Source organism: Streptomyces sp. NPDC045778 (assembly GCF_056431945.1).
The window spans coordinates 50,200-71,695 of the sequence record NZ_JBWKJZ010000035.1; the positions used below are offsets into that span (position 1 = coordinate 50,200).

Sequence of the window (21,496 nt, forward strand, 5' to 3'; positions counted from 1 at the left end):
TGATGCTCAGGGACATGACCGAGAGCTTCCGCCACAGCGGCGAGTACCACAAGGAGCAGGCCCACCTCGGGCACCACGGCGGTACCCAGGGCGCGTACCCGCCCCCGCCCGCCTACGAGCCGGAGTCCGCCGGGGCGCCCACGACCACGCTCGCCGCCGCGCCCGCGCCCCGGCGCCGCGCCAAGGGCCCCGTCGCCCTCCTCGCCGCGGTCGCCATCGCCGCCGCGGCCGTCGGCGGCGGCACCGCCTACGCCGTGCAGACCCTCACCGGCGGCGACAGCGGGACCGGCGCGAGGAACATCAACGGTACGAGCGTCTCCGCGGGCAGCAAGGGCACCGTCTCCGGCGTCGCCGCCGCCGTGACGCCGAGCACCGTCGAGATCAACGCGACCACCAACGCGGGCAAGTCCACCGGCTCCGGCGTGATCATCACGTCCGACGGCGAGATCGTCACCAACAACCACGTCATCTCGGGCGCCACCTCGATCACCGTGCGGACCAGCGACGGGAAGACGTACCAGGCCAAGACGGTGGGCACCGACAGCAAGAAGGACCTCGCGCTCATCAAGCTGGAGGGCGCCTCGGGGCTGAAGGCCGCGAGCCTCGGTGACTCCGACAAGGTCCAGGTCGGCGACGAGGTCGTCGCGATCGGCTCGCCCGAGGGGCTGACCGGCACCGTCACCAGCGGCATCATCTCCGCGCTCGACCGGGACGTGACCGTGTCCGCGGACCCCGGCAAGGGCGGCCAGGAGCAGCACGGGCCCGGCGGGGGCTGGCCCTTCGAGTTCGGCGGTCAGGAGTTCAACGGCGACACGGGGTCGTCGAAGACGACGTACAAGGCGTTGCAGACCGACGCCTCCCTCAACCCCGGGAACTCCGGCGGCGCCCTCATCGACATGAACGGGAACATCGTCGGGATCAACTCCGCGATGTACGCGCCCAGCTCGGGCGGCGGCGGGGCCGGCGGGTCCGGCGACTCCGGCAGCGTGGGGCTCGGCTTCGCCATCCCGGTCAACACGGTGAAGGCGGACCTGGCGAAGCTGCGGTCCGGGGCGGACGGCTGACCGGGCCGATGCCCCGGGGCCGGTGCCCCAGGGCTCGCGAAGAGGGTGGGTCCGGGGCGGCGCCCCCGCGGAGGTCCGTGCGACGCTGATAGCGGCCCCGACCGCACCCGTACACCCCGAGGAAGACGAACACCCATGAGCCCCGCCGAAGGCGACCCGCAGCGGATCCTGATCGTGGACGACGAGCCCGCCGTGCGCGAGGCGCTCCAGCGCAGCCTCGCCTTCGAGGGCTACGGCACCGAGGTGGCCGTGGACGGCGCGGACGCCCTGGAGAAGGCCGCCGCGTACCGGCCGGACCTCGTCGTGCTCGACATCCAGATGCCCCGCATGGACGGTCTGACGGCCGCCCGCAGGCTGCGCGCCACCGGCTCCACGACCCCGATCCTGATGCTCACCGCCCGCGACACGGTCGGCGACCGCGTCTCGGGCCTGGACGCCGGAGCGGATGACTACCTGGTCAAGCCCTTCGAGCTGGACGAGTTGTTCGCCCGCATCCGCGCCCTGCTGCGGCGCAGCTCGTACGCGGCCGCCGCCGGGCAGGCCACCGACAGCGAGGTGCTCTCCTTCGCCGACCTGCGGATGGACCTGGCCACCCGCGAGGTGACGCGCGGGGCGCGCACTGTGGAGCTGACCCGCACCGAGTTCACGCTCCTGGAGCTGTTCCTCGCGCACCCGCGCCAGGTGCTCACCCGGGAGCAGATCCTGAAGGCGGTGTGGGGCTTCGACTTCGAGCCGTCGTCGAACTCCCTCGACGTGTACGTCATGTACTTGCGCCGCAAGACCGAGAGCGGCGGCGAGCCGCGCCTGGTGCACACGGTGCGGGGTGTGGGGTACGTCCTGCGCGCGGACGCCGCGGGGACCGGCGGTCGCGAGTGAAGGGCCTGCCCGGCCGCCTGAAGGCGCTGCCGCTGCGCTCGCGGCTCGCGCTGCTCGTGTCGGCGGCGGTGGCGCTCGCGGTCGCCGCGGCGGCGGTGGCGTGCTGGTTCGTGGTGCGCAACGTGCTGGTCAGCTCGCTGGACGCCGCGCTGAGCGAGCGTCGCACCAACGCGCTCGCCCAAGAGGTGCGCGGCATGATCGACGACGTCACCGGGCAGTGCGGCCGCGCGACCCTCGTGCGGAAGGACGGGCCGGACCTGTACCAGCAGATCATCCAGGTGGTCGACCAGAAGGGTGGCGCCTGCGTCGTCGTGGGACGGCCGAACATCACGTTCGAGCTGAAGAAGTCGGACACCGAGGTCGCGCTGCGCGAGCGCGCCGAGTCCTTCCACGACGCCACCACGTCCGACGGGGTGAAGTACCGCGTCTACACGTACCCGATGCCCGACGAGCCCTACGCGATCTCCATCGCCCGCCCCCTCAACGAGGTCCAGGACACCCTGAGCAACCTCGTCCTCGTGCTGTCCCTGGTGGCCGGGGTGGGCGTCGTCGGCGCGGGCGCTGCGGGCCTGTGGGTGGCCCGTACGGGGCTGCGCCCGGTGGACGAGCTGACGGCGGCCGTCGAGCACGTGGCCCGTACGGAGGACCTGAGTCTGCGCATCCCGACGGAGGAGGCGAGCGACGACGAGATCGCCCGCCTCTCCCGGTCCTTCAACGCGATGACCTCGGCGCTCGCCTCGTCCCGCGACCTCCAGCAGCAGCTGATCGCCGACGCGGGGCACGAGCTGCGCACCCCGCTCACCTCCCTGCGTACGAACATCGAACTGCTCGCCCGCAGCGAGGAGACCGGCCGCGCCATCCCGCCCGACGACCGCCGGGCGCTGCTCGCGTCGGTCAAGGCGCAGATGACGGAGCTGGCCGCGCTCATCGGCGACCTCCAGGAGCTGTCGCGCCCGGACGCGGCGGGCGAGAGCAAGGTGCAGGTCGTCGCCCTGCACGAGATCGTGGACACGGCCCTCCAGCGGGCCCGCCTGCGCGGCCCGGAGCTGACCTTCGAGGCGGACCTCACGCCGTGGTACGTCCGTGCGGAGCCGCCCGCCCTGGAGCGGGCCATCGTCAACATCATGGACAACGCGGTGAAGTTCAGCCCTCCCGGCACGGCCGTCGAGGTCGCCCTGAAACACGGCGTCCTGACCGTACGCGACCACGGCCCCGGCATCCCCCCGGACGAACTCCCCTACGTCTTCGACCGCTTCTGGCGCTCCCCCACCGCCCGCAGCCTCCCCGGCTCCGGCCTCGGCCTCTCCATCGTGGCCCGCACGATCCGCCAGTCAGGCGGCGAGGTAACCCTGGGCCCGGCCCCCACCCCCGGCACAGTGGCCACGGTGACCCTCCCCGGGGCCCCAACTCCACCGCCTGGGGCGCCTTGACCTCGTCGTAAAAATAGCGAGACGCAGCGTCTTGCGGGGGCGCCGTGCAGAGGCTACAGTGGGACCCACTTCGAGACGGTACGTCTCGTCTCGAAGTAGCGAAGTACTGCCCCTGTCGCCCACGAAAGAAGCCTCATTTGTTCCGTGCACCCGCAGCATCCGCAGCTCGTACCGCCGACTCTCAGCTCGTGCTCGGCGGGGTGACCAAGCGCTATCCGGACCGGGTCGTGCTCGATCGGGTCTCGTTCAGTGTCCGGCCCGGGGAGAAGGCCGGGGTCGTCGGGGACAACGGGTCCGGGAAGTCCACGCTGCTCCGGCTGATCGCCGGGGTGGAGCGGCCGGACAACGGCACGGTGACCGTGGTGGCGCCGGGCGGGGTCGGGCATCTCGCGCAGACCCTCGGCCTGCCGGGTTCGGCCCGTGTCGGGGACGCCGTCGACCTGGCCCTGGCCGAACTCCGCGCCCTGGAGCGGCGGATCGAGGCCGCGGCCGCGCGGCTCGACGAGCGGGTGCCGGCCTCGTACGAGGAGTACGCCGGGCTCGTCGAGGAGTTCGAGGCCCGCGGCGGCTACGGCGCGGACCGGCGCGTCGACATCGCCCTGCGGCACCTGGGCGAGCACACGGGCCTGGACCGGGCGCGGCGGCTCGGCACGCTCTCCGGCGGGCAGCGCTCCCGCCTCGCCCTGGCGGCGACGCTCGCCTCCGCGCCCGAGCTGCTGCTGCTCGACGAGCCCACCAACGACCTCGACGACGAGGCCGTCGCCTGGCTGGAGGAGCGGCTGCGCGCCCACCGGGGCACGCTCGTGGCGGTCACCCACGACCGGACCTTTCTGGATCGCGTCACCGACACCGTTCTGGAGGTCGACCACGAGACACGTACCGTACGCCGCTACGGCGACGGCTACGCGGGATATCTGACCGCCAAGGCCGCCGAACGGGCCCGGCAGACGCGGGAGTACGAGGAGTGGCGCGCCGAGGTGGCCCGCCAGTCGCGGCTCGCCGACTCCCACATCGGGCGGCTCGACGCGATTCCGCGCAAGGCGCCGGCCGCGTTCAGCGGCGCGGGCGCCTTCCGCGCCCGGTCGCGGGCGCACGGCGCGATGAGCCGCATCCGCGACGCGCGGGAACGCCTCGCACGGCTTGCCGCGCACCCGGCGCCCCGGCCGCCGGAGCCCCTGCGGTTCACGGCGGCCATCGCCGGGGCCGCGGACCGGGCCGTCGAGCTGGCCGGCGTGCGCGTGCCGGGGCGGCTCTCGCTCGACTCGCTGCACGTGCCCGCGGGCGGGCGCCTCCTCGTCACCGGCCCCAACGGCGCGGGCAAGTCGACGCTCCTTCGCGTGCTCGCGGGCGAGCTGACCCCCGAGCCGGGCGCCGTCGTGCGCAGGCCCGCGCGGGCCGGGCTGCTGCGGCAGGTGGAGGAGCCGCTGTCCCGGACCGGGGAGACCCGCTCGGTGCTCGACGTGTTCGGTGCCGACCGCGCCGACGAGCTGCTGGCGCTCGGCCTCTTCCGGGAACGGGACCTGCCACGGCCCGTCCGCGACCTGTCCACCGGCCAGCGGCGGCGGCTCGAACTGGCCCGCCTGGTCAGCGAACCGTACGACCTGCTCCTCCTCGACGAGCCGACGAATCACCTGGCCCCGGCCCTGGTGGAGGAGCTGGAGGCGGCGCTCGCGGCGTACGCCGGCACGGTGGTCGTGGTCAGCCACGACAGAAGGCTCCGGGCGGCCTTCCCTGGCCCGGCCCTGCGCCTCGGCCGAGCCGCCCGGCCTCAGCCCCGGCCCTACCCGAAGCCGATGCCGTAGCCCTCCACCTCCGCGCGGATACCGTCCCGGCGCACCGTGACGTCGCGCAGCCCCACCGCCCCCTCACCCGGCAGCTCCGGCAGCTGGAAGGCGAGCGAGAGGCGGTCGACGAGGACGGGGCGGGTGAGGCCGTCGAGGCCCTTGAGGAGGGCGGGGTCGAGGCCGAGGCGGCGGAGCAGCTCGGGGTGTTCCAGGGCCACGTCCAGGAGGTTCAGGCGCATGACGTCGTCGACGAACCGCGGCGACCCCGTCACCTCGTTGAGCTTGGCGTCGCTGCGCAGCGCCTCGCGCACCGCGGCGTCGGGCAGGCCGAGGCGGTGGGCGATCACCGGCACGGCGAGGAGCGCCTTGGCCCGGTCCGACTCGCGGGCCACCCGCCCGGCGGACTTCCGGGTCAGGTGCAGCCCCTCGGAGGGCCGCGCGCCGGGCCGGTAGGTCGCCAGATCGCCGATGTCGAGCCGCATCCGGTCGATGTCCGTGGCCACGCCGCGCTCCCCGACGCGCTCGATGTGGGCGTCGGCGCGCACCTTCAGGTCGTGCCCGGCGACGGGCAGCGTGCCGCGCGCGAGCACCTGGTCGCGGCCGTGGCCGGTGAACGTGACCTGCGAGGCGCCGAGTTCACGCTTCAGGTCGTCGAAGGAGAGCAGCACCTCGCCGTGCATCTTGTCGATGACGGCGCCGGTCAGGGAGGTGGGCCCGTCGCCCTTCAGGGTCACGTCGGTCGCGGTCGCGGAGACCTTCGCAAGGGAGACGCGGTCGGCGGCGACGTCGGGGACGGTGACCTGGACCTTCTCCAGGCGCTGGTCGAGGACCTGGGTGAGGAAGGGGAAGCCCGCGATGTCGACCTCGGGCGCCGCGCTGAGGTTCAGCTGGTCCTTGAGCTTGTCGGCGGCCTCGTGCTCGGCGTAGAGCAGCGCCCAGCGGTCGGCGAGGACGAGGAAGGCGGCGCCGACGGCGAGCGCGACGAGGGTCTTCACCGCGAACGGGAGCCCCGCGAACCGGTTGCGACGGCGACGGCTGCCGCGCCGGTGGTTGGGCGGGGACCAGGGCTCGTCGGCGGCGGATCCGCTGTCTTCCTCAAGGAAGTCGTCCAGCGGCCCCGGCGCGAGTTCTGCCAGCTCGTCGTACGGATTGTGCTTCTTTACGGGGTCAGTTGTGGGGGCTATGCGGTGGGGGGAACGCATCAGGTGATCTCACCATACGTTCACACCCCACCCCAAGCCTCGTTGCGGAGAGTTACTTCACAACGAGTTACTTCACAACCGTGATCCTGTCGGCCTTCGGCGGCGCGATCGGCGCGGTCGCCGAGGAGTTCGTGGCGAAGTAGTCGTTGAGCGCCTTCAGGTCATCCGCTCCGACCAGCGGCTTCGTGCCCTTGCCCAGCTCGGCGAAGCCGTCGCCGCCGCCCGCGAGGAAGGAGTTCATGGCGACGCGGTAGGTGGCGCCCGGATCCAGCGGCTCGCCGTTCAGCTTCACGGAGTCGGTGACGATCCGGGCCGCGCCCGTCTTCGTCATGTCCAGCGTGTACGTGAGTCCCCGCGAGATCTGGAGGATCTTCGGGGAGGCCTCGTTCGGGCCGCTGACCTGCTGGCGCAGGGCGGTGAGGAGCTGCGCGCCGGTGAGGTCGACGAGGTTCACGGTGTTGGCGAACGGCTGCACGGTGAACGCCTCGCCGTACGTCACGACCCCGTCGCCCTCGCCGCCGCTCGCCTTGTGGACGAGGTCGGAGCGGATGCCGCCCGGGTTCATCAGGGCCAGGGCGGCCTTCGGGTCGAGGGACTTGGCGTGCGCGAGCTGCGCGTCGGCGATGAGGTCGCCGAGCGGCGACTCGGGCGTCGCGGCGCCGCGGCCGGGGATGTCACCGGAGATGTAGCCGACGGGCTTGTCGGCGATGGGCGCGGCCAGCTTGTTCCAGCGGTCGATCAGGCGCGTCATGTCGGCGGCCTTGGGCTGCGTGCGGCTGACGACGTGGTTCGCGGACTTCACGCTCGTACGGACGACGTCCTTGGTCTTGCGGTCGTACGTCAGCGTGGTGTCGGTGTAGAGCTTCCCGTACGAGGACGCCGAGGTCACCATGCGCGGCTTGCCCGCCGGGTCGGGGATGGTGCAGACGTACGCCTGGTGCGTGTGGCCGGTGACGAACGCGTCGACCTTGGGCGAGGCCTCCTTGGCGATCGCGGCGATCGGGCCCGAGATGCCGTCGCCCGCGCCCGGGGAGTCGCAGTCGTAGTTGTACGCCTGGCTCGCCGGGGAGCCGCCCTCGTGGATGAGGGTGACGATCGACTTCACGCCCTGCTTGTCGAGGATCTTCGCGTACTTGTCGATCGTCTCGACCTCGTCGTGGAACTTCAGGCCCTTGATGCCGTCGGCCGAGACGATGTCCGGGGTGCCTTCGAGAGTGAGCCCGATGAAGCCGATCTTCACGCCCTTGTGCTTCCACACGTAGTAGGGCTTGAGGAGGGACTTGCCGGTCTTCTCCTTCGTCACGTTCGCCGTGAGGTAGGGGAAGTCGGCGCCCTTGAACTTCTTGGTCTTGCCGTGCTCGTCCTTCTCGTAGCAGCCGTCCTTGGGGTGGCAGCCGCCGTTCTGGATGCGGGCCAGTTCCCCGGCGCCCTCGTCGAACTCGTGGTTGCCGACGCTGGAGACGTCGAGGCCCATCTTGTTCAGGGCCTCGACGCTCGGCTCGTCGTGGAAGAGCCCGGACAGGAGCGGGCTCGCGCCTATGAGGTCGCCGGCCGCCGCGGTGATCGAGTACGGGTGGCCCTTGCGGGCCGTGCGCAGGGAGGTCGCCAGGTACTCGGCGCCGCCCGCGTCGATCTTCTTCTCCGTGCCGTCCGGCTGCTTCTCGGTGACCTGGCCCGAGGAGCCCGCGGGCGCCTGGAGGTTGCCGTGGAAGTCGTTGAAGGAGAGCAGCTGCACATCGACCGTGCGCTTCTTGCCGTGGTGCCCCACGGCCGCCATCCGGTCCTGACCCTGCTCCTGGCCCGCGGTCGCGGGCAGCGCGGCGGCGAGCGCGCCGACGGTGGCGAGGCCCGCCGTGAGGGCGAGCACCCGGGCGGTTCTGCGCCGCTGCCTGCGTGGCTGGGATGTGGCTGACACGTGTTCCCCTGGGGTGGTGTGGACGACTGGGGCCGTGCGGAAGCCTATGGTCAACGCGCGTAGCGCAACAGAGTCCCGGTGGTTACAGCCTGATAGCCATTCACCGTCGACCAGGCGTTGCCGCCGCCACCCTTCACTTGCCCTCGAATTACCCTCGGATCCATGACAGACGACACGCCCGCCAGGACACCCGCCGCCCTCCGCAGGATCGACACGTACGACGCGCTCACGGACGACCGGGCCACCGCCGTGCTCGGGCTCCTCGCGGAGGCCGCGCGCACCGACGGCCAGCAGGCCGTGTCGGAGCAGGGGCGGCTCCAGCTGCGGGGAGGGGCCCGCGAAGGCGTGCGGCACCTGCTCCTGACGGTGGGCGGTGAACTCGTCGGCTACGCACAGCTGGAGGACAACGACCCCGTGGAGGCCCCGGCCGCCGAGCTGGTGGTGCACCCGGCGCACCGCGGCCACGGCCACGGGCGCGCGCTCGGCACCGCGCTGCTCGCGGAGTCCGGCAGGCGCCTTCGGGTGTGGGCGCACGGCGGGCACTCCGCCGCCCGGCACCTCGCGCAGGTGCTCGGCCTCACCCTGTTCCGCGAGCTGCGCCAGATGCGGCGGCCCCTGGAGGGCCTGGACCTCGACGAGCCGGTGCTACCCGACGGCGTGCGCGTACGCGCCTTCGTCCCCGGCGCGGACGACGCGGCGTGGCTCGCGGTGAACGCGGAGGCGTTCGCGCACCACCCGGAGCAGGGCTCCCTGACGCAGCGGGACCTCGACGACCGCAAGGCGGAGCCGTGGTTCGACCCGGCCGGGTTCTTCCTCGCCGAGCGCGACACCGACGCCGGCCCGGAACTGATCGGCTTCCACTGGACGAAGACGCACGCGGCGGAGCGGCTCGGCGAGGTGTACGTCCTCGGGGTGCGCCCCGGCGCCCAGGGCGGCGGCCTCGGCAAGGCACTCACCGCGATCGGCCTGCGGCACCTGGCCGCGGCGGGCCTGCCGACGGCGATGCTGTACGTGGACGCGGACAACAAGGCGGCGGTGAGCGTGTACGAGCGGATGGGGTTCAGCACGCACGAGACGGACTTGATGTACCGCACGGAGTCCTGACGGGCCCGTACGGGATCACCGGGGCCGGGCCGGCCGGGCCCCGGGCGGCCGCCGGGTCCTGGCCCGGCCGGGGCGCCGCGCGGACGCCTGGGGGTCCCCATGCGCACTCCCAGGCGTCATGTCGGCGTAACCGATGATTCAGACAGGCTTGCGACGCTCAGGCAATGCAGCCCCCCACCGTGCCCGACCCGGTGCAGGACCGCGCGCGCCACAACGGGCGGGTGCGTCCCGCGCCCGCGCTCTCCGGCGCGCCCACCGGGGGTGTCGCGCGGAAGAATAAGACCATGAGCGAGCCCACCGCGCAGACCGAAGTCACGAGCCCCGACGCCGACGGCATCCGGCACGCCCAGCCGTCCGTCGGCGCCCTGGCCGCACACCGTCCGCACACCGTCGCGGCCGCCGTCTCCGACCTCGACCCGGACATCGACGCCGACCTCGACGCGTACGACGAGGACGCCCAGGCCGGCCACGGCGGCGAGGCCCTGCCGCAGGGCCGCTTCCTGGACCGGGAGCGCAGCTGGCTCGCCTTCAACGAACGCGTCCTGGAGCTGGCCGAGGACCCGGCGACCCCGCTCCTGGAGCGGGCGAACTTCCTGGCGATCTTCGCCTCGAACCTCGACGAGTTCTTCATGGTGCGGGTCGCGGGCCTCAAGCGCCGCATCGCGACCGGCGTCGCCACCCGCTCGGCCTCCGGCCTCCAGCCCCGCGAGGTCCTGGAACTCATCTGGAACCGCTCCCGCGAACTCATGGCCCGGCACGCCGCCTGCTACCAGGAGGAGGTCGCGCCCGCCCTGGCCGACGAGGGCATCCACGTGGTGCGCTGGCACGAGCTGACCGACAAGGAGCAGTCCCGGCTCTACACGCTGTTCATGCAGCGCATCTTCCCGGTGCTCACTCCCCTGGCCGTGGACCCCGCGCACCCCTTCCCGTACATCTCGGGCCTGTCCCTGAACCTGGCCGTGGTGATCGAGAACCCGGTCACGGGGCACGAGCACTTCGCGCGCGTCAAGGTCCCGCCGCTCCTGTCCCGCTTCCTGGAGGCGTCGCCGCAGCGGTACGTCCCCGTCGAGGACGTGATCGCCGCACCCAAGCACCTCCAGGAGCTGTTCCCGGGGATGAACATCCGGGAGCACCACATGTTCCGGCTCACCCGGAACGAGGACCTGGAGGTGGAGGAGGACGACGCCGAGAACCTCCTCAAGGCGCTGGAGAAGGAGCTGATGCGGCGCCGCTTCGGGCCGCCGGTGCGCCTGGAGGTCGAGGAGTCCATCGACCGGAAGATCCTCAACCTCCTGATGCGGGAGCTGAAGATCGGCGAGTCGGAGGTGCACCCGCTGCCGGGGCCGCTCGACCTCACCGGGCTCTTCGCCATCGCGGGCCTGGACCGGCCCGAGCTGAAGTACCCGAAGTTCGTCGCGGGCACCCACCGCGACCTCGCCGAGGTCGAGTCGGCGTCCGCGCCCGACATCTTCGCCGCCCTGCGCGGCGGCCACGACGTGCTCCTGCACCACCCGTACGACTCGTTCTCCACGTCCGTGCAGGCCTTCCTGGAGCAGGCCGCCGCCGACGAGAACGTGCTGGCCATCAAGCAGACGCTGTACCGCACGTCCGGCGACTCCCCGATAGTGGACGCGCTCATCGACGCGGCCGAGTCCGGCAAGCAGGTCCTGGTCCTGGTCGAGCTGAAGGCCCGCTTCGACGAGCAGGCCAACATCAAGTGGGCGCGCAAGCTGGAGGAGGCGGGCTGCCACGTGGTCTACGGCCTCGTCGGCCTCAAGACCCACTGCAAGCTCTCGCTCGTCGTCCGCCAGGAGGGCGACAACCTGGTCCGCTACTCGCACGTGGGCACCGGCAACTACCACCCGAAGACCGCCCGCCTGTACGAGGACCTCGGCCTGCTCACCGCCAACCAGGAAGTCGGCGCGGACCTCTCGGACCTCTTCAACCGGCTTTCGGGCTACTCGCGCCGCGAGACCTACCGCCGCCTCCTCGTGGCCCCGCGCTCCCTGCGCGACGGCCTGATCACCCGCATCAACCGGGAGGTCCAGCACCACCGCGCGGGCCGCCCCGCCTACGTCCGCATCAAGGTCAACTCGATCGTCGACGAGGCCCTCATCGACGCGCTGTACCGCGCCTCGCAGGCCGGCGTCACGGTGGACGTGTGGGTGCGCGGCATCTGCGCGGTGCGGCCGGGCGTCGTGGGGCTCTCCGAGAACATACGGGTGCGTTCGGTGCTCGGCCGCTTCCTGGAGCACTCCCGGGTCTTCGCCTTCGGCAACGGCGGCGAACCGGAGGTGTGGATCGGCAGCGCCGACATGATGCACCGCAACCTCGACCGCCGCATCGAGGCGATGGTGAGGGTCATGGCCCCGGCTCACCGGGCCACCCTCAACCGGCTGCTCGAGACCGGCATGTCGGACACCACGGCCTCGTGGCACCTGGGGGCGGACGGCAACTGGACGCGGCACGCCACGGACCCGGAAGGCCAGCCCCTGCGGAACGTACAGGAGATGCTCATAGACGCCCGGAGGCGCCGGCGTGGCACAGCAACACCATGAGATGACGGCGGGCGAGGCCCTGTCGCTCTACCTACAGGACCAGGCGACCGAATTCCTCCGCTCGCTGCGGCTGCACCGCGAGTCCTCCACGGACGCGCAGGGGGCCGAGGAGTCGCTCGCCGCGGCCCGGTCGCTGCGGGGGGCCGCGCGCCGCATAGGCGCCACGCTGCACACGTTCCGCCCCCTCCTGGACCAGGAGTGGACGGAAGGCCTCCGGCCGGAGCTGGCCTGGCTCTCGGGCACCCTGGCCCGCGAGCACGCCTACGCGGCCCGCCTCGACCGGCTGCTCGGCGCGCTCCACCGCTTGTCGACCCCGGCGCCGGCCGTCGTCTCCCCGGCGGGCGCTCGTCCCGCCCGGGAGGGGTGGGCACAGCCCCCGGCGCCCCGCGCGGGCGAAGCGAAGGCAGGCGTCAGGAAGCCCGCGGGACAGCTCGCCGTCGGCGCGGCCAAGGCGGCAGCCCTCCTGGAGCGCCAGCTGACCCTGGCCCGCACCCGGGCCCACTCCGCCGCGCTCCAGGCCTTCGGCTCCTCCCGCTTCCACGCCGTCGCCGACAACGTCGCCGTCATGGCCAGCGACGTGCCCCTGCGCCCGGCCCCCGGCACCGACCTCAAACCCCTGGCCACCACGGCCGAGGCCCAGCTCACGGAGGCGGTCGCCGCGCTGCCGCTGCTGCGCGCGGGCCACCCGTACAACGCCGAGGCCCTCGTCCACGGCCTGGCCGCCGACACGGCACCGGAGGCCCAGGACGCCCCCTGGCTGAAGGTCCGCTCACTGCTGCGGCTGCACCGCTACGCCCAGGAGGTCCTCCTCGGCGCCGCCCCGCCGGACGACCGGCTCGCGGCGGCGGGCACGGCCCTTGACCGCCACCGCGAGGCCGCCGACGCCGCCACGGCCGCCGCGGCGGCCGCCCGCACCCCCCGCATCGCCCCGGCGACCGCGTACGCGCTCGGCGTCCTGCACGCCGACCAGCGCCACGAGGTGGAGGCCGCCAGGTTCGCGTTCCAGCAGGCGTGGCTGCGGGAGGCGGTCACGGCGCCGTGACGACGTGAGGGAGGGCGCCGCGTGACAGCACCCCGGGAACCGGAGCCGGTCAGGGCGGCGGGCTGCGTCCTGTGGCGCCGCTCCACCACCCCGGAAGGCCTGGTCCTCTGCCTGGTCCACCGGCCGAAGTACGACGACTGGAGCTGGCCGAAAGGCAAGGTCAAGCCCGGCGAGACGCTCCTGGACTGCGCCCTGCGCGAGGTGGCGGAGGAGACGGGCCAGCGCTGCGCCCCGGGCCCGGCGCTCCCCACGGCCCGCTACCTCGCGAACGGCCGCCCCAAAGAGGTCCACTACTGGGCCGCCGAGGCCCTCGGCGGCTGCTTCACGCCCGGCCGCGAGGTCGACCGCGTCCGCTGGCTCGCGCCCCACGAGGCCCGCGCCCGCCTCACGCAGCTCCGCGACCGCCGTCTCCTCGACACCTGCCTGGAGACCCTGCGCGCCCTCGGGACGCTCTGACCCGCCCCCGCCTGCGGCTCCGCCCCACCAGGGGCGCGTACTACCCCGCGCGCGCTCGCAAATGCGCGCCCCCCGAAGCTTTCACGCGCTCGTCGATGTAATCAGCCCGTGACCTAACCACAACGTCCGCGTAGGTTCACCGCTCGTTCACTTACGGCCATCGACGGCTTCACCTGTTCTGCCTAATTTCGGCCTTACGCGGTGCGGCGGCTGGATCGTCGAGAAGGTCCCGCCCCACGTGTTCGAACCACCGGCCACCACGGCCACCCGAACCACTTCGCACGCCGCCACGACAGGCCAGCCACACGGCCGGCGGCTCCCGGAAGGAACTCCCGAAAGTGAAGCTTCAGCGCATGAACCGGCGGGCCCTCACCCTCGGTGCTCTCGCCGTCTCCGGCGCCCTGGCCCTCACGGCGTGCGGCTCGGACGACGACGGCAGCAGCAACGGCGGCAAGAAGACCACCGCCAACAGCAAGATCGACTGCGAGGGCGCCAAGGGCCAGCTCATGGCCTCCGGCTCGTCGGCGCAGAAGGGCGCCATCGACGCCTGGGTCAAGCAGTACCGCGCGGCCTGCAAGGACGTGCAGCTGCAGTACAAGCCGGACGGCTCCGGCGCCGGCATCACCTCCTTCCTCCAGGGCCAGACCGCCTTCGCGGGCTCGGACTCGGCCCTGAAGCCGGAGGAGATCGCCAAGTCGAAGAAGGTCTGCAAGGGCAGCCAGGCCATCGACCTGCCGATGGTCGGCGGCCCGATCGCGATCGGCTACAACGTCCCGGGCGTCGACAGCCTCACCCTGGACGCCAAGACCGTCGCCGACATCTTCAACGACAAGATCAAGACCTGGGACGACAAGGCGATCAAGAAGCTCAACCCCGACGCCAAGCTCCCCGGCACCAAGATCCAGGCCTTCCACCGCTCCGACGAGTCCGGCACCACGGACAACTTCACCAAGTACCTCAAGGGCGCCGCGCCCTCCGCCTGGCCGCACGAGCCGGCCAAGATCTGGGCGGCCAAGGGCGGCCAGTCCGCGAGCGGCTCCTCCGGCGTCGCCCAGCAGGTGAAGCAGACCGAGGGCGCCATCTCCTACATGGAGCTGTCGTACGCCTCGGAGGGCATCAAGACCGTCGACATCAAGACGGGCGCCAAGGACCCGGTCAAGGCCACCGTCGACAACGCCTCCAAGGCCATCTCCGAGGCCAAGGTCGTCGGCCAGGGCAAGGACCTCGCCATGGAGCTGAACTACAAGCCCTCGGCCGAGGGCGCGTACCCGATCATCCTGGTCACCTACGAGATCGTCTGCGAGAAGAACAACAACAAGGACACCCTCGCCACGACGAAGTCCTTCCTGAACTACATCGCCAGCGACGACGGCCAGTCCGTGCTCAAGGACGAGTCCTACGCGCCGATGCCGGGCGAGATCATCACCAAGGTCCGCGAGACCGTCAAGGGCCTGAGCTGAACCTGAGCGCGGCCCGCCTTCCCGGCGGGCCGCGCCGTCCGGTGCACCGCCGCCTGGAGCCGCCCGCGACCACCGCACGGCAGGCTCCGCAGACCGGAGAACCCCATGGACATACCCACCGACATCCCTCCCCCGCCCTCGCCCGTCGAGGACGCCAAGCCGACGACGACCGAGCAGAAGCGCGCCGCACGCGGCGCCACCCGCCCCGGTGACCGGATCTTCCTCACGCTCTCGCGGGGTTCCGGCATCACGCTGCTGCTGATCATGGCCGCCGTCGCGGCCTTCCTCGCCTACCGCGCCTCCCTCGCGCTCGCGGACAACGAGGGCAGCTTCCTCACCACCTTCGAGTGGGACCCCTCGGGCGCCCTGCACGACGGCAAGCCCTACTTCGGCATCGCCGTCCTGGTCTTCGGCACCATCGTCAGCTCGATCATCGCGCTCGCCATCGCCGTGCCCGTGGCCATCGGCATCGCGCTGTTCATCTCGCACTACGCGCCGCGCAAGCTGGCCGCCCCCATCGCCTTCGTGATCGACCTGCTGGCCGCCGTGCCGTCGATCGTGTACGGCCTGTGGGGCGCCCTCGTGGTCGCCCCGAAGCTCACCGGCCTCTACAGCTGGCTCGACGACTACTTCGGCTGGACCGGCGTCTTCGAGTACCAGGGCGGCGCCCCGCGCTCCTTGATGACCGTCGGCATCCTGCTCGCGATCATGATCCTGCCGATCATCACCAACGTGAGCCGCGAGGTCTTCCTCCAGGTCCCGAAGATGCACGAGGAGGCCGCGCTCGCGCTCGGCGCCACGCGCTGGGAGGTCATCCGCATGTCGGTGCTCCCCTTCGGCCGCTCGGGCATCATCTCCGCCTCGATGCTGGGCCTCGGCCGCGCGCTCGGCGAGACGATGGCCGTGGCCACCGTGCTCTCCCCGACCTTCGTGATCCAGGCGTCCGTACTCGACTACGGCGGCGGCACGTTCGCGCAGAACATCGCCAGCAAGTTCAGCGAGGCCAGCGAGTACGGCCAGGACGCCCTCATCGCCTCCGGCCTCGTCCTCTTCGTTCTCACCCTCCTTGTCAACGGCGCGGCCCGGATGATCATCGCCCGCCGCAAGGAGTACTCGGGGGCCAACGCATGAGCACCAGCACCGTCAAGCCCGCGCCCGCCGGCCTCAAGGCCGCGCGCCTGCCCCGCTGGACGCCCTACGTCGTCGCGGCCGGCTCCCTCGCCGTCGCCTGCGGCCTCGGCCTCGCGGCCGGCCTCAGCTCCCGCATGCAGTGGGGCCTGATCGCGGCGCTGCTCTTCGTCGGCGTCTCCTACGCCCTCGCGGCCCGTGTGGAGGGCTCCCGCCAGGCCAGGGACCGCCTCGCCACCTCGGTGGTGTGGGTGATGTTCCTGCTGGCCGTGGTCCCGCTGGCATCGCTGATCTACGAGACCGTCAAGCGCGGTGTGAAGGTCCTCGACGGCTACTTCCTCAGCCACTCCATGGGCGTCGTCGCCGACGACGAGGTCGGCGGCGGCATCTACCACGCGATCGTCGGCACCCTGGAGCAGGTCGGGCTCGCCTGCCTGATCGCCGTGCCGATCGGCCTGCTCACCGCGATCTACCTCGTCGAGTACGGACGCGGCAAGCTCGCCAAGGCCGTCACCTTCTTCGTCGACGTGATGACGGGCGTCCCGTCCATCGTCGCGGGTCTGTTCGTCCTCAGCTTCTGGATCCTGATCCTGGACTTCGACCCCTCCGGCTGGGCCGGCGCCATGGCGCTCTCGATCCTGATGATGCCGGTGGTCGTGCGCTCCACCGAGGAGATGCTGAAGCTCGTCCCGAACGAGCTGCGCGAGGCCTCGCTCGCCCTCGGCGTACCGAAGTGGCGCACCATCCTGAAGGTGGTCCTGCCCACCGCCATCGGCGGCATCACGACCGGTGTCATGCTGGCCGTCGCCCGCATCGCCGGCGAGACCGCGCCCGTCCTGCTCCTGGTCTGGACGACGCCCTTCATCAACACGAACCCGTTCGACGGCGCCCAGGGCTCGCTGCCGCTGTACATCTACCAGCAGTACGCGTCCGGCACGAACGCCGGATACGACCGCGCATGGGCGGCGGCCCTCACCCTGATCGCCTTCATCATGATCCTCAATCTCGTGGCCCGCGGCATCGCCCGCTGGAAGGCCCCGAAGACCGGTCGCTGACGCGGCCACCAGCGACCACCAGCAGTGCCCCTCTCGAAAGCAGTGATCCCCATGGCCAAGCGAATCGACGTCTCGGGCCTGAACGCCTTCTACGGCTCGCACAAGGCAATCGAAGACATCTCCATGACGGTCGAGCCCCGCTCGGTGACGGCCTTCATCGGCCCCTCCGGCTGCGGCAAGTCGACGTTCCTGCGCACCCTGAACCGCATGCACGAGGTCACGCCCGGCGGCCGCGTGGAGGGCAAGGTCCTCCTCGACGGCGACGACCTGTACGGCTCGGGCGTGGACCCCGTGAACGTACGCCGCACCATCGGCATGGTCTTCCAGCGCCCGAACCCGTTCCCCACGATGTCGATCTACGACAACGTCGCGGCGGGCCTGAAGCTCAACGGCGCGTACAAGAAGTCCGAGCTGAACGACGTCGTCGAGAAGTCGCTGAAGGGCGCCAACCTCTGGAACGAGGTCAAGGACCGCCTGAACAAGCCCGGCTCCGGCCTCTCCGGCGGCCAGCAGCAGCGGCTGTGCATCGCGCGGGCGATCGCGGTGGAGCCGCAGGTCCTGCTCATGGACGAGCCCTGCTCGGCCCTCGACCCGATCTCGACGCTCGCCATCGAGGACCTGATCGGCGAGCTGAAGGAACGCTTCACGATCGTCATCGTGACGCACAACATGCAGCAGGCGGCCCGCGTCTCGGACCGTACGGCGTTCTTCAACCTCGCGGCGGTCGGCCAGCCCGGCAAGCTCGTGGAGATCGACGACACCGAGCGCATCTTCTCCAACCCGTCCGTCCAGGCCACCGAGGACTACATCTCCGGCCGCTTCGGCTAGGCCGCCCCGACTCCCCGCGGTGCTGCATGGCGGTGCCACCGCGGGGAACGCAAAAGGGCCCGCCCCCGGCTCCCGGGGGCGGGCCCGCGCGCTTGCGGCCACCGGCGCTACAGGAACGCCAGGTTCACGATCCAGAAGCTGAGCGCGGCGACGAGCGCGGCCGCGGGCATCGTGATGAACCAGCCGAGGATGATGTTCTTGGCGACGCCCCACCGCACGGCGTTGACCCGCTTCGTGGCGCCCACACCCATGATCGCCGAGGTGATCACATGCGTCGTGGAGATCGGCGCGTGGAACATGAAGGCGGTGGTGAACATGATCCCCGCGCCCGTGGTCTCCGCGGCGAAGCCCTGCGGCGGGTCCAGCTCGATGATCTTCCGGCCGAGCGTCCGCATGATCCGCCAGCCGCCGGCGTACGTGCCGAGGGACAGCATCACCGCGCAGGAGATCTTGACCCAGACCGGGATCGGGTCGCCCGGGTTCTCGACGTCGGCGATGACGAGGGCCATCACCACGATGCCCATGGTCTTCTGCGCGTCCTGGAGGCCGTGCCCGAGCGCCATGCCGGCGGCCGACACGGTCTGGGCGATGCGGAAGCCGCGCTTGGCCTTGTGCGGGTTGGACTTCCGGAACATCCACATGATCGCGCACATCACGAGGTAGCCGACCACGAGCCCGACGAGCGGCGAGAGGAACATCGGGATGACGATCTTCTCGACGACGCCGGACCAGATGACCCCGATGCCCCCGGCGAGCGCGGCACCCACGAGACCGCCGAAGAGCGCGTGCGACGAGGAAGAGGGCAGGCCGAAGTACCAGGTGACGAGGTTCCAGACGATCGCGCCGACCAGACCGGCGAAGAGGATCCACATCCCCTTGGTGCCGTGCGGCGTCTCGATCAGCCCTTCGCTGACCGTCTTGGCGATGCCGCTGCCGAGGAAGGCACCGGCCAGGTTCATCACCGCGGCCATGGCGAGCGCCGCGCGGGGCGTCAGGGCACGCGTGGAGACCGAGGTGGCGATGGCGTTCGCGGAGTCGTGAAAGCCGTTCGTGTACGTGAAACCGAGCGCGACACCGATGGTCACGATCAGGGCGAAGGTGTCCATGAAGGTACTCAGGACTCCTTGACCGCGATGGTCTCCACGGTGTTCGCCACGTGCTCGAACGCGTCGGCGGCCTCTTCGAGGACGTCCACGATCTGCTTGAGCTTCAGCACCTCGATGGCGTCGTACTTGCCGTTGAAGAGGTGGGCGAGCAGCTTGCGGTGGATCTGGTCGGCCTGGTTCTCCAGGCGGTTGACCTCGATCCAGTATTCGGTGAGGTTGTCCATGGTGCGCAGGTGCGGCATGGCCTCGGCCGTCAGCTCGGCGGCCCGGGCGAGCACCTCGATCTGCTGCTCGACGCCCTTAGGAAGCTCCTCGACCTGGTACAGGACGACCAGGTCGACGGCCTCCTCCATGAAGTCCATGATGTCGTCGAGCGAGGACGCGAGGGAATAGATGTCCTCGCGGTCGAACGGCGTGATGAACGAGGAGTTCAGCTGGTGGAAGATCGCATGCGTCGCGTCGTCCCCCGCGTGTTCCGCGGCCCGCATACGCTCTGCGATCTCGGCTCGGGCCGAGGCGTCGGCCCCGAGCAGTTCCATCAGGAGCTTGGAGCCGGTGACGATGTTGTCCGCGGATGCGGCGAACATGTCGTAGAAGCTCGTCTCCCTGGGGGTCAGACGAAATCGCACGTGGGGTCCTCGGGGTGCTCTGGATGCGGTCAGGCTGATGCTAGGCGCATCATCCGGCCACGGCTAACCGGCCAGACCCCAGTGTCGCCCATCAGGCACAGTGATCAGCACACCACCCGAGAAATCAAGTACCCTATACCCAGTAGGGGTATGCACAGGAGGACGCGATGACGACCACAGAGGCGGCCGCGGCGGCCACGACCACCGACGCGCCCTCCGGCACCGAGCAGGCGGCGGGCCACACCGGGCACCAGACGCACGGGTACCACAAGCAGAAGGATGAACACCTCAAGCGGCTGCGCCGCATCGAGGGCCAGATCCGCGGCCTCCAGCGCATGGTCGAGGAGGACGTCTACTGCATCGACATACTCACCCAGGTCTCCGCCGGCACGAAGGCCCTCCAGTCCTTCGCCCTGCAACTCCTGGAGGAGCACCTGCGGCACTGTGTCGCGGACGCGGCGGTCAAGGGGGGCGACGAGATCGACGCGAAGGTCGAGGAGGCCACGAAGGCCATCGCCCGCATGCTCCGCACCTAACTCCTGCGGCGCCCTGGACGATGCCCTACGCCCGGGCTGGGCCGGGGCGCTGCGCCCGGCCCGCGCCAGGCCCCTGAGTCCGGGCCTACGCCGGGCCCCTGAGTCCGGGCCTACGCCGGGCCCCTGAGTCCGGGCCTACGCCGGGCCCCTGAGTCCGGGCCTACGCCGGGGCTTGCGGCTGCGGCGCGGCGGGCCACGGGGGCGGGGCCTGGGCGGGCCCTGCGGGTGGTCTGAGGCGGGCCTTGCGGCCGGGGCTGTGGCGAGCCCCTGGGCCTGCGGCCCGGCCCGGCTGCATGCGCGTCGCTCGCGCTCTGCCACGCCCGGCAGCGGGGCCCCGGCGACACGGGCCCGCGCTCCGCGCGGCCGGGGCAGCCCCACCCGCCCGCCCCCACCCGGGGCGGGGTCCTCGGGGCGCCACCCGACTCGGCCAGGCCCCCGAAGCCCGGCGATCCGGACCAGCGGGCTCCGCCGCCGCAACAGCCAACCGGCAGCCCGGCCTCAGCGTCACTGGCCCGCGCTCCGCGCGCCCAGGGCAGTCCCACCCACCCGGGACAGGGGTCCCAGGGTCCCGCGCCCGGGCCAAGCCCTCTGAGCCCGGCGATCCAGACCAGCGGGCCCCCGCCGCAGCAGCGGCGAACAGCCGACAGCCCAGCCCCAGCGCCACAATCCCGCGCTCCGCGCGGCCAAGGCAGTCCCACCCACCCGCCCCCACCCGGGACGGGGCACCGCGCAAGCGCCCCGCGCCCGAGCCAGACCCGAGGCTCGGCGATGCGGACGCCCCGCCGCAGCAGCGGACAACCGACAGCCCGGCCGCAGCACCACAGGCCCGCGCTCCGCGCGCCCAGGGCAGTCCCACCCACCCTGGACGGGGAGCCGCGCAAGCGCCCCGCGCCCCGGGCCGGCGAACCTCAGCGATCCGGGTGGGCGGGCAGACGGCCGACGGCCCGCAGCGCCACGCGTCGGGGCCAGACCCCCGAAGCCAGGCGAACCGGGCGGGCGGGTGGGAGGACCCGCCGCGGTAGCGGCGGACAGACGACAGACGGCCCGCAGCGCCACGCGTCGGGGCCAGACCCTCGAAGCCAGGCGAACCGGGTGGGCGGGTGGGAGGACCCGCCGCGGTAGCGGCGGACAGACGACAGACGGCCCGCAGCGCCACGCGTCGGGGCCAGACCCCCGAAGCCAGGCGAACCGGGCGGGCGGGTGGGAGGACCCGCCGCGGTAGCGGCAGACAGACGACAGACGGCCCGCAGCGCCACGCGTCGGGGCCAGACCCCCGAAGCCAGGCGAACCGGGCGGGCGGGTGGGAGGACCCGCCGCGGTAGC

General features: G+C 71.9%; 17 protein-coding genes. 13 read left to right on the plus strand and 4 right to left on the minus strand.

Annotated elements, in window-relative coordinates; translation table 11 throughout:
- Window positions 1–14: 14 nt before the first annotated feature.
- The 4 genes from AC07GB_RS33060 to abc-f all read left to right on the plus strand — a co-directional run bounded on the left by AC07GB_RS33060 (window position 15) and on the right by abc-f (window position 5,172).
- Window positions 15–1,064, plus strand: a complete 1,050-nt coding sequence (locus AC07GB_RS33060; RefSeq protein WP_478851975.1) for a S1C family serine protease — start codon at window positions 15–17, stop codon at window positions 1,062–1,064.
- A 135-nt stretch (window positions 1,065–1,199) separates the two neighbouring features.
- The gene (locus AC07GB_RS33065; protein WP_478851977.1) at window positions 1,200–1,940 is read left to right on the plus strand and encodes a response regulator transcription factor; all 741 of its coding nucleotides are present in this window, start codon (window positions 1,200–1,202) and stop codon (window positions 1,938–1,940) included.
- Window positions 1,937–3,370: a HAMP domain-containing sensor histidine kinase gene (locus AC07GB_RS33070; protein ID WP_478851979.1), complete on the plus strand. Its 1,434-nt coding sequence runs from the start codon at window positions 1,937–1,939 to the stop codon at window positions 3,368–3,370. Before AC07GB_RS33065 ends, AC07GB_RS33070 begins: the two co-directional genes overlap by 4 nt.
- A 137-nt stretch (window positions 3,371–3,507) precedes the next feature.
- Window positions 3,508–5,172 (plus strand): ribosomal protection-like ABC-F family protein, encoded by a 1,665-nt coding sequence (gene abc-f / locus AC07GB_RS33075; protein ID WP_478851981.1) that lies wholly within the window; start codon window positions 3,508–3,510, stop codon window positions 5,170–5,172.
- On the opposite strand, the gene AC07GB_RS33080 is transcribed toward abc-f, so the two are convergent.
- A complete protein-coding gene (locus AC07GB_RS33080) occupies window positions 5,151–6,356 on the minus strand; it encodes an LmeA family phospholipid-binding protein (RefSeq protein ID WP_478851983.1) in 1,206 nt (401 codons plus the stop codon). The genes abc-f and AC07GB_RS33080 overlap by 22 nt on opposite strands.
- Window positions 6,357–6,423: 67 nt before the next feature.
- Window positions 6,424–8,271 (minus strand): bifunctional metallophosphatase/5'-nucleotidase, encoded by a 1,848-nt coding sequence (locus tag AC07GB_RS33085; protein ID WP_478851986.1) that lies wholly within the window; start codon window positions 8,269–8,271, stop codon window positions 6,424–6,426.
- 162 nt (window positions 8,272–8,433) lie between these two features.
- Between AC07GB_RS33085 and mshD the strand changes: the two genes are divergently transcribed.
- The 8 genes from mshD to pstB all read left to right on the plus strand — a co-directional run bounded on the left by mshD (window position 8,434) and on the right by pstB (window position 17,902).
- Window positions 8,434–9,375 (plus strand): mycothiol synthase, encoded by a 942-nt coding sequence (gene mshD, locus AC07GB_RS33090; RefSeq protein ID WP_478851988.1) that lies wholly within the window; start codon window positions 8,434–8,436, stop codon window positions 9,373–9,375.
- Window positions 9,376–9,539: 164 nt separating this feature from the next.
- Complete coding sequence (locus tag AC07GB_RS33095) at window positions 9,540–11,933, plus strand: RNA degradosome polyphosphate kinase (protein ID WP_478851990.1); 2,394 nt, start codon at window positions 9,540–9,542, stop codon at window positions 11,931–11,933.
- Entirely contained in the window at window positions 11,914–12,975 is a 1,062-nt protein-coding gene (locus tag AC07GB_RS33100; RefSeq protein ID WP_478851992.1) for a CHAD domain-containing protein, read from the plus strand. The genes AC07GB_RS33095 and AC07GB_RS33100 overlap by 20 nt, the downstream gene beginning before the upstream one ends.
- 21 nt (window positions 12,976–12,996) lie before the next feature.
- Complete coding sequence (locus tag AC07GB_RS33105) at window positions 12,997–13,431, plus strand: NUDIX hydrolase (protein WP_478851994.1); 435 nt, start codon at window positions 12,997–12,999, stop codon at window positions 13,429–13,431.
- Window positions 13,432–13,769: 338 nt separating this feature from the next.
- On the plus strand, window positions 13,770–14,891 hold the full coding sequence (gene pstS, locus AC07GB_RS33110; protein WP_478851996.1) for a phosphate ABC transporter substrate-binding protein PstS: 1,122 nt from the start codon (window positions 13,770–13,772) through the stop codon (window positions 14,889–14,891).
- A 105-nt stretch (window positions 14,892–14,996) separates the two neighbouring features.
- On the plus strand, window positions 14,997–16,022 hold the full coding sequence (gene pstC, locus AC07GB_RS33115; protein WP_478851998.1) for a phosphate ABC transporter permease subunit PstC: 1,026 nt from the start codon (window positions 14,997–14,999) through the stop codon (window positions 16,020–16,022).
- Entirely contained in the window at window positions 16,019–17,074 is a 1,056-nt protein-coding gene (gene pstA, locus AC07GB_RS33120) for a phosphate ABC transporter permease PstA (RefSeq protein WP_478852000.1), read from the plus strand. The genes pstC and pstA overlap by 4 nt, the downstream gene beginning before the upstream one ends.
- 51 nt (window positions 17,075–17,125) lie before the next feature.
- The gene (pstB, locus tag AC07GB_RS33125) at window positions 17,126–17,902 is read left to right on the plus strand and encodes a phosphate ABC transporter ATP-binding protein PstB (RefSeq protein WP_478852002.1); all 777 of its coding nucleotides are present in this window, start codon (window positions 17,126–17,128) and stop codon (window positions 17,900–17,902) included.
- 107 nt (window positions 17,903–18,009) lie between these two features.
- Here the strand turns inward: pstB and AC07GB_RS33130 are convergent, their stop codons facing one another.
- A complete protein-coding gene (locus AC07GB_RS33130; RefSeq protein WP_478852004.1) occupies window positions 18,010–19,008 on the minus strand; it encodes an inorganic phosphate transporter in 999 nt (332 codons plus the stop codon).
- Window positions 19,009–19,016: 8 nt separating this feature from the next.
- Window positions 19,017–19,637: a DUF47 domain-containing protein gene (locus AC07GB_RS33135; RefSeq protein ID WP_016644813.1), complete on the minus strand. Its 621-nt coding sequence runs from the start codon at window positions 19,635–19,637 to the stop codon at window positions 19,017–19,019.
- 167 nt (window positions 19,638–19,804) lie between these two features.
- Here AC07GB_RS33135 and AC07GB_RS33140 point away from each other — a divergent pair, with 167 nt between their 5' ends.
- A complete protein-coding gene (locus tag AC07GB_RS33140; protein ID WP_478852006.1) occupies window positions 19,805–20,173 on the plus strand; it encodes a metal-sensitive transcriptional regulator in 369 nt (122 codons plus the stop codon).
- Window positions 20,174–21,496: the final 1,323 nt, after the last annotated feature.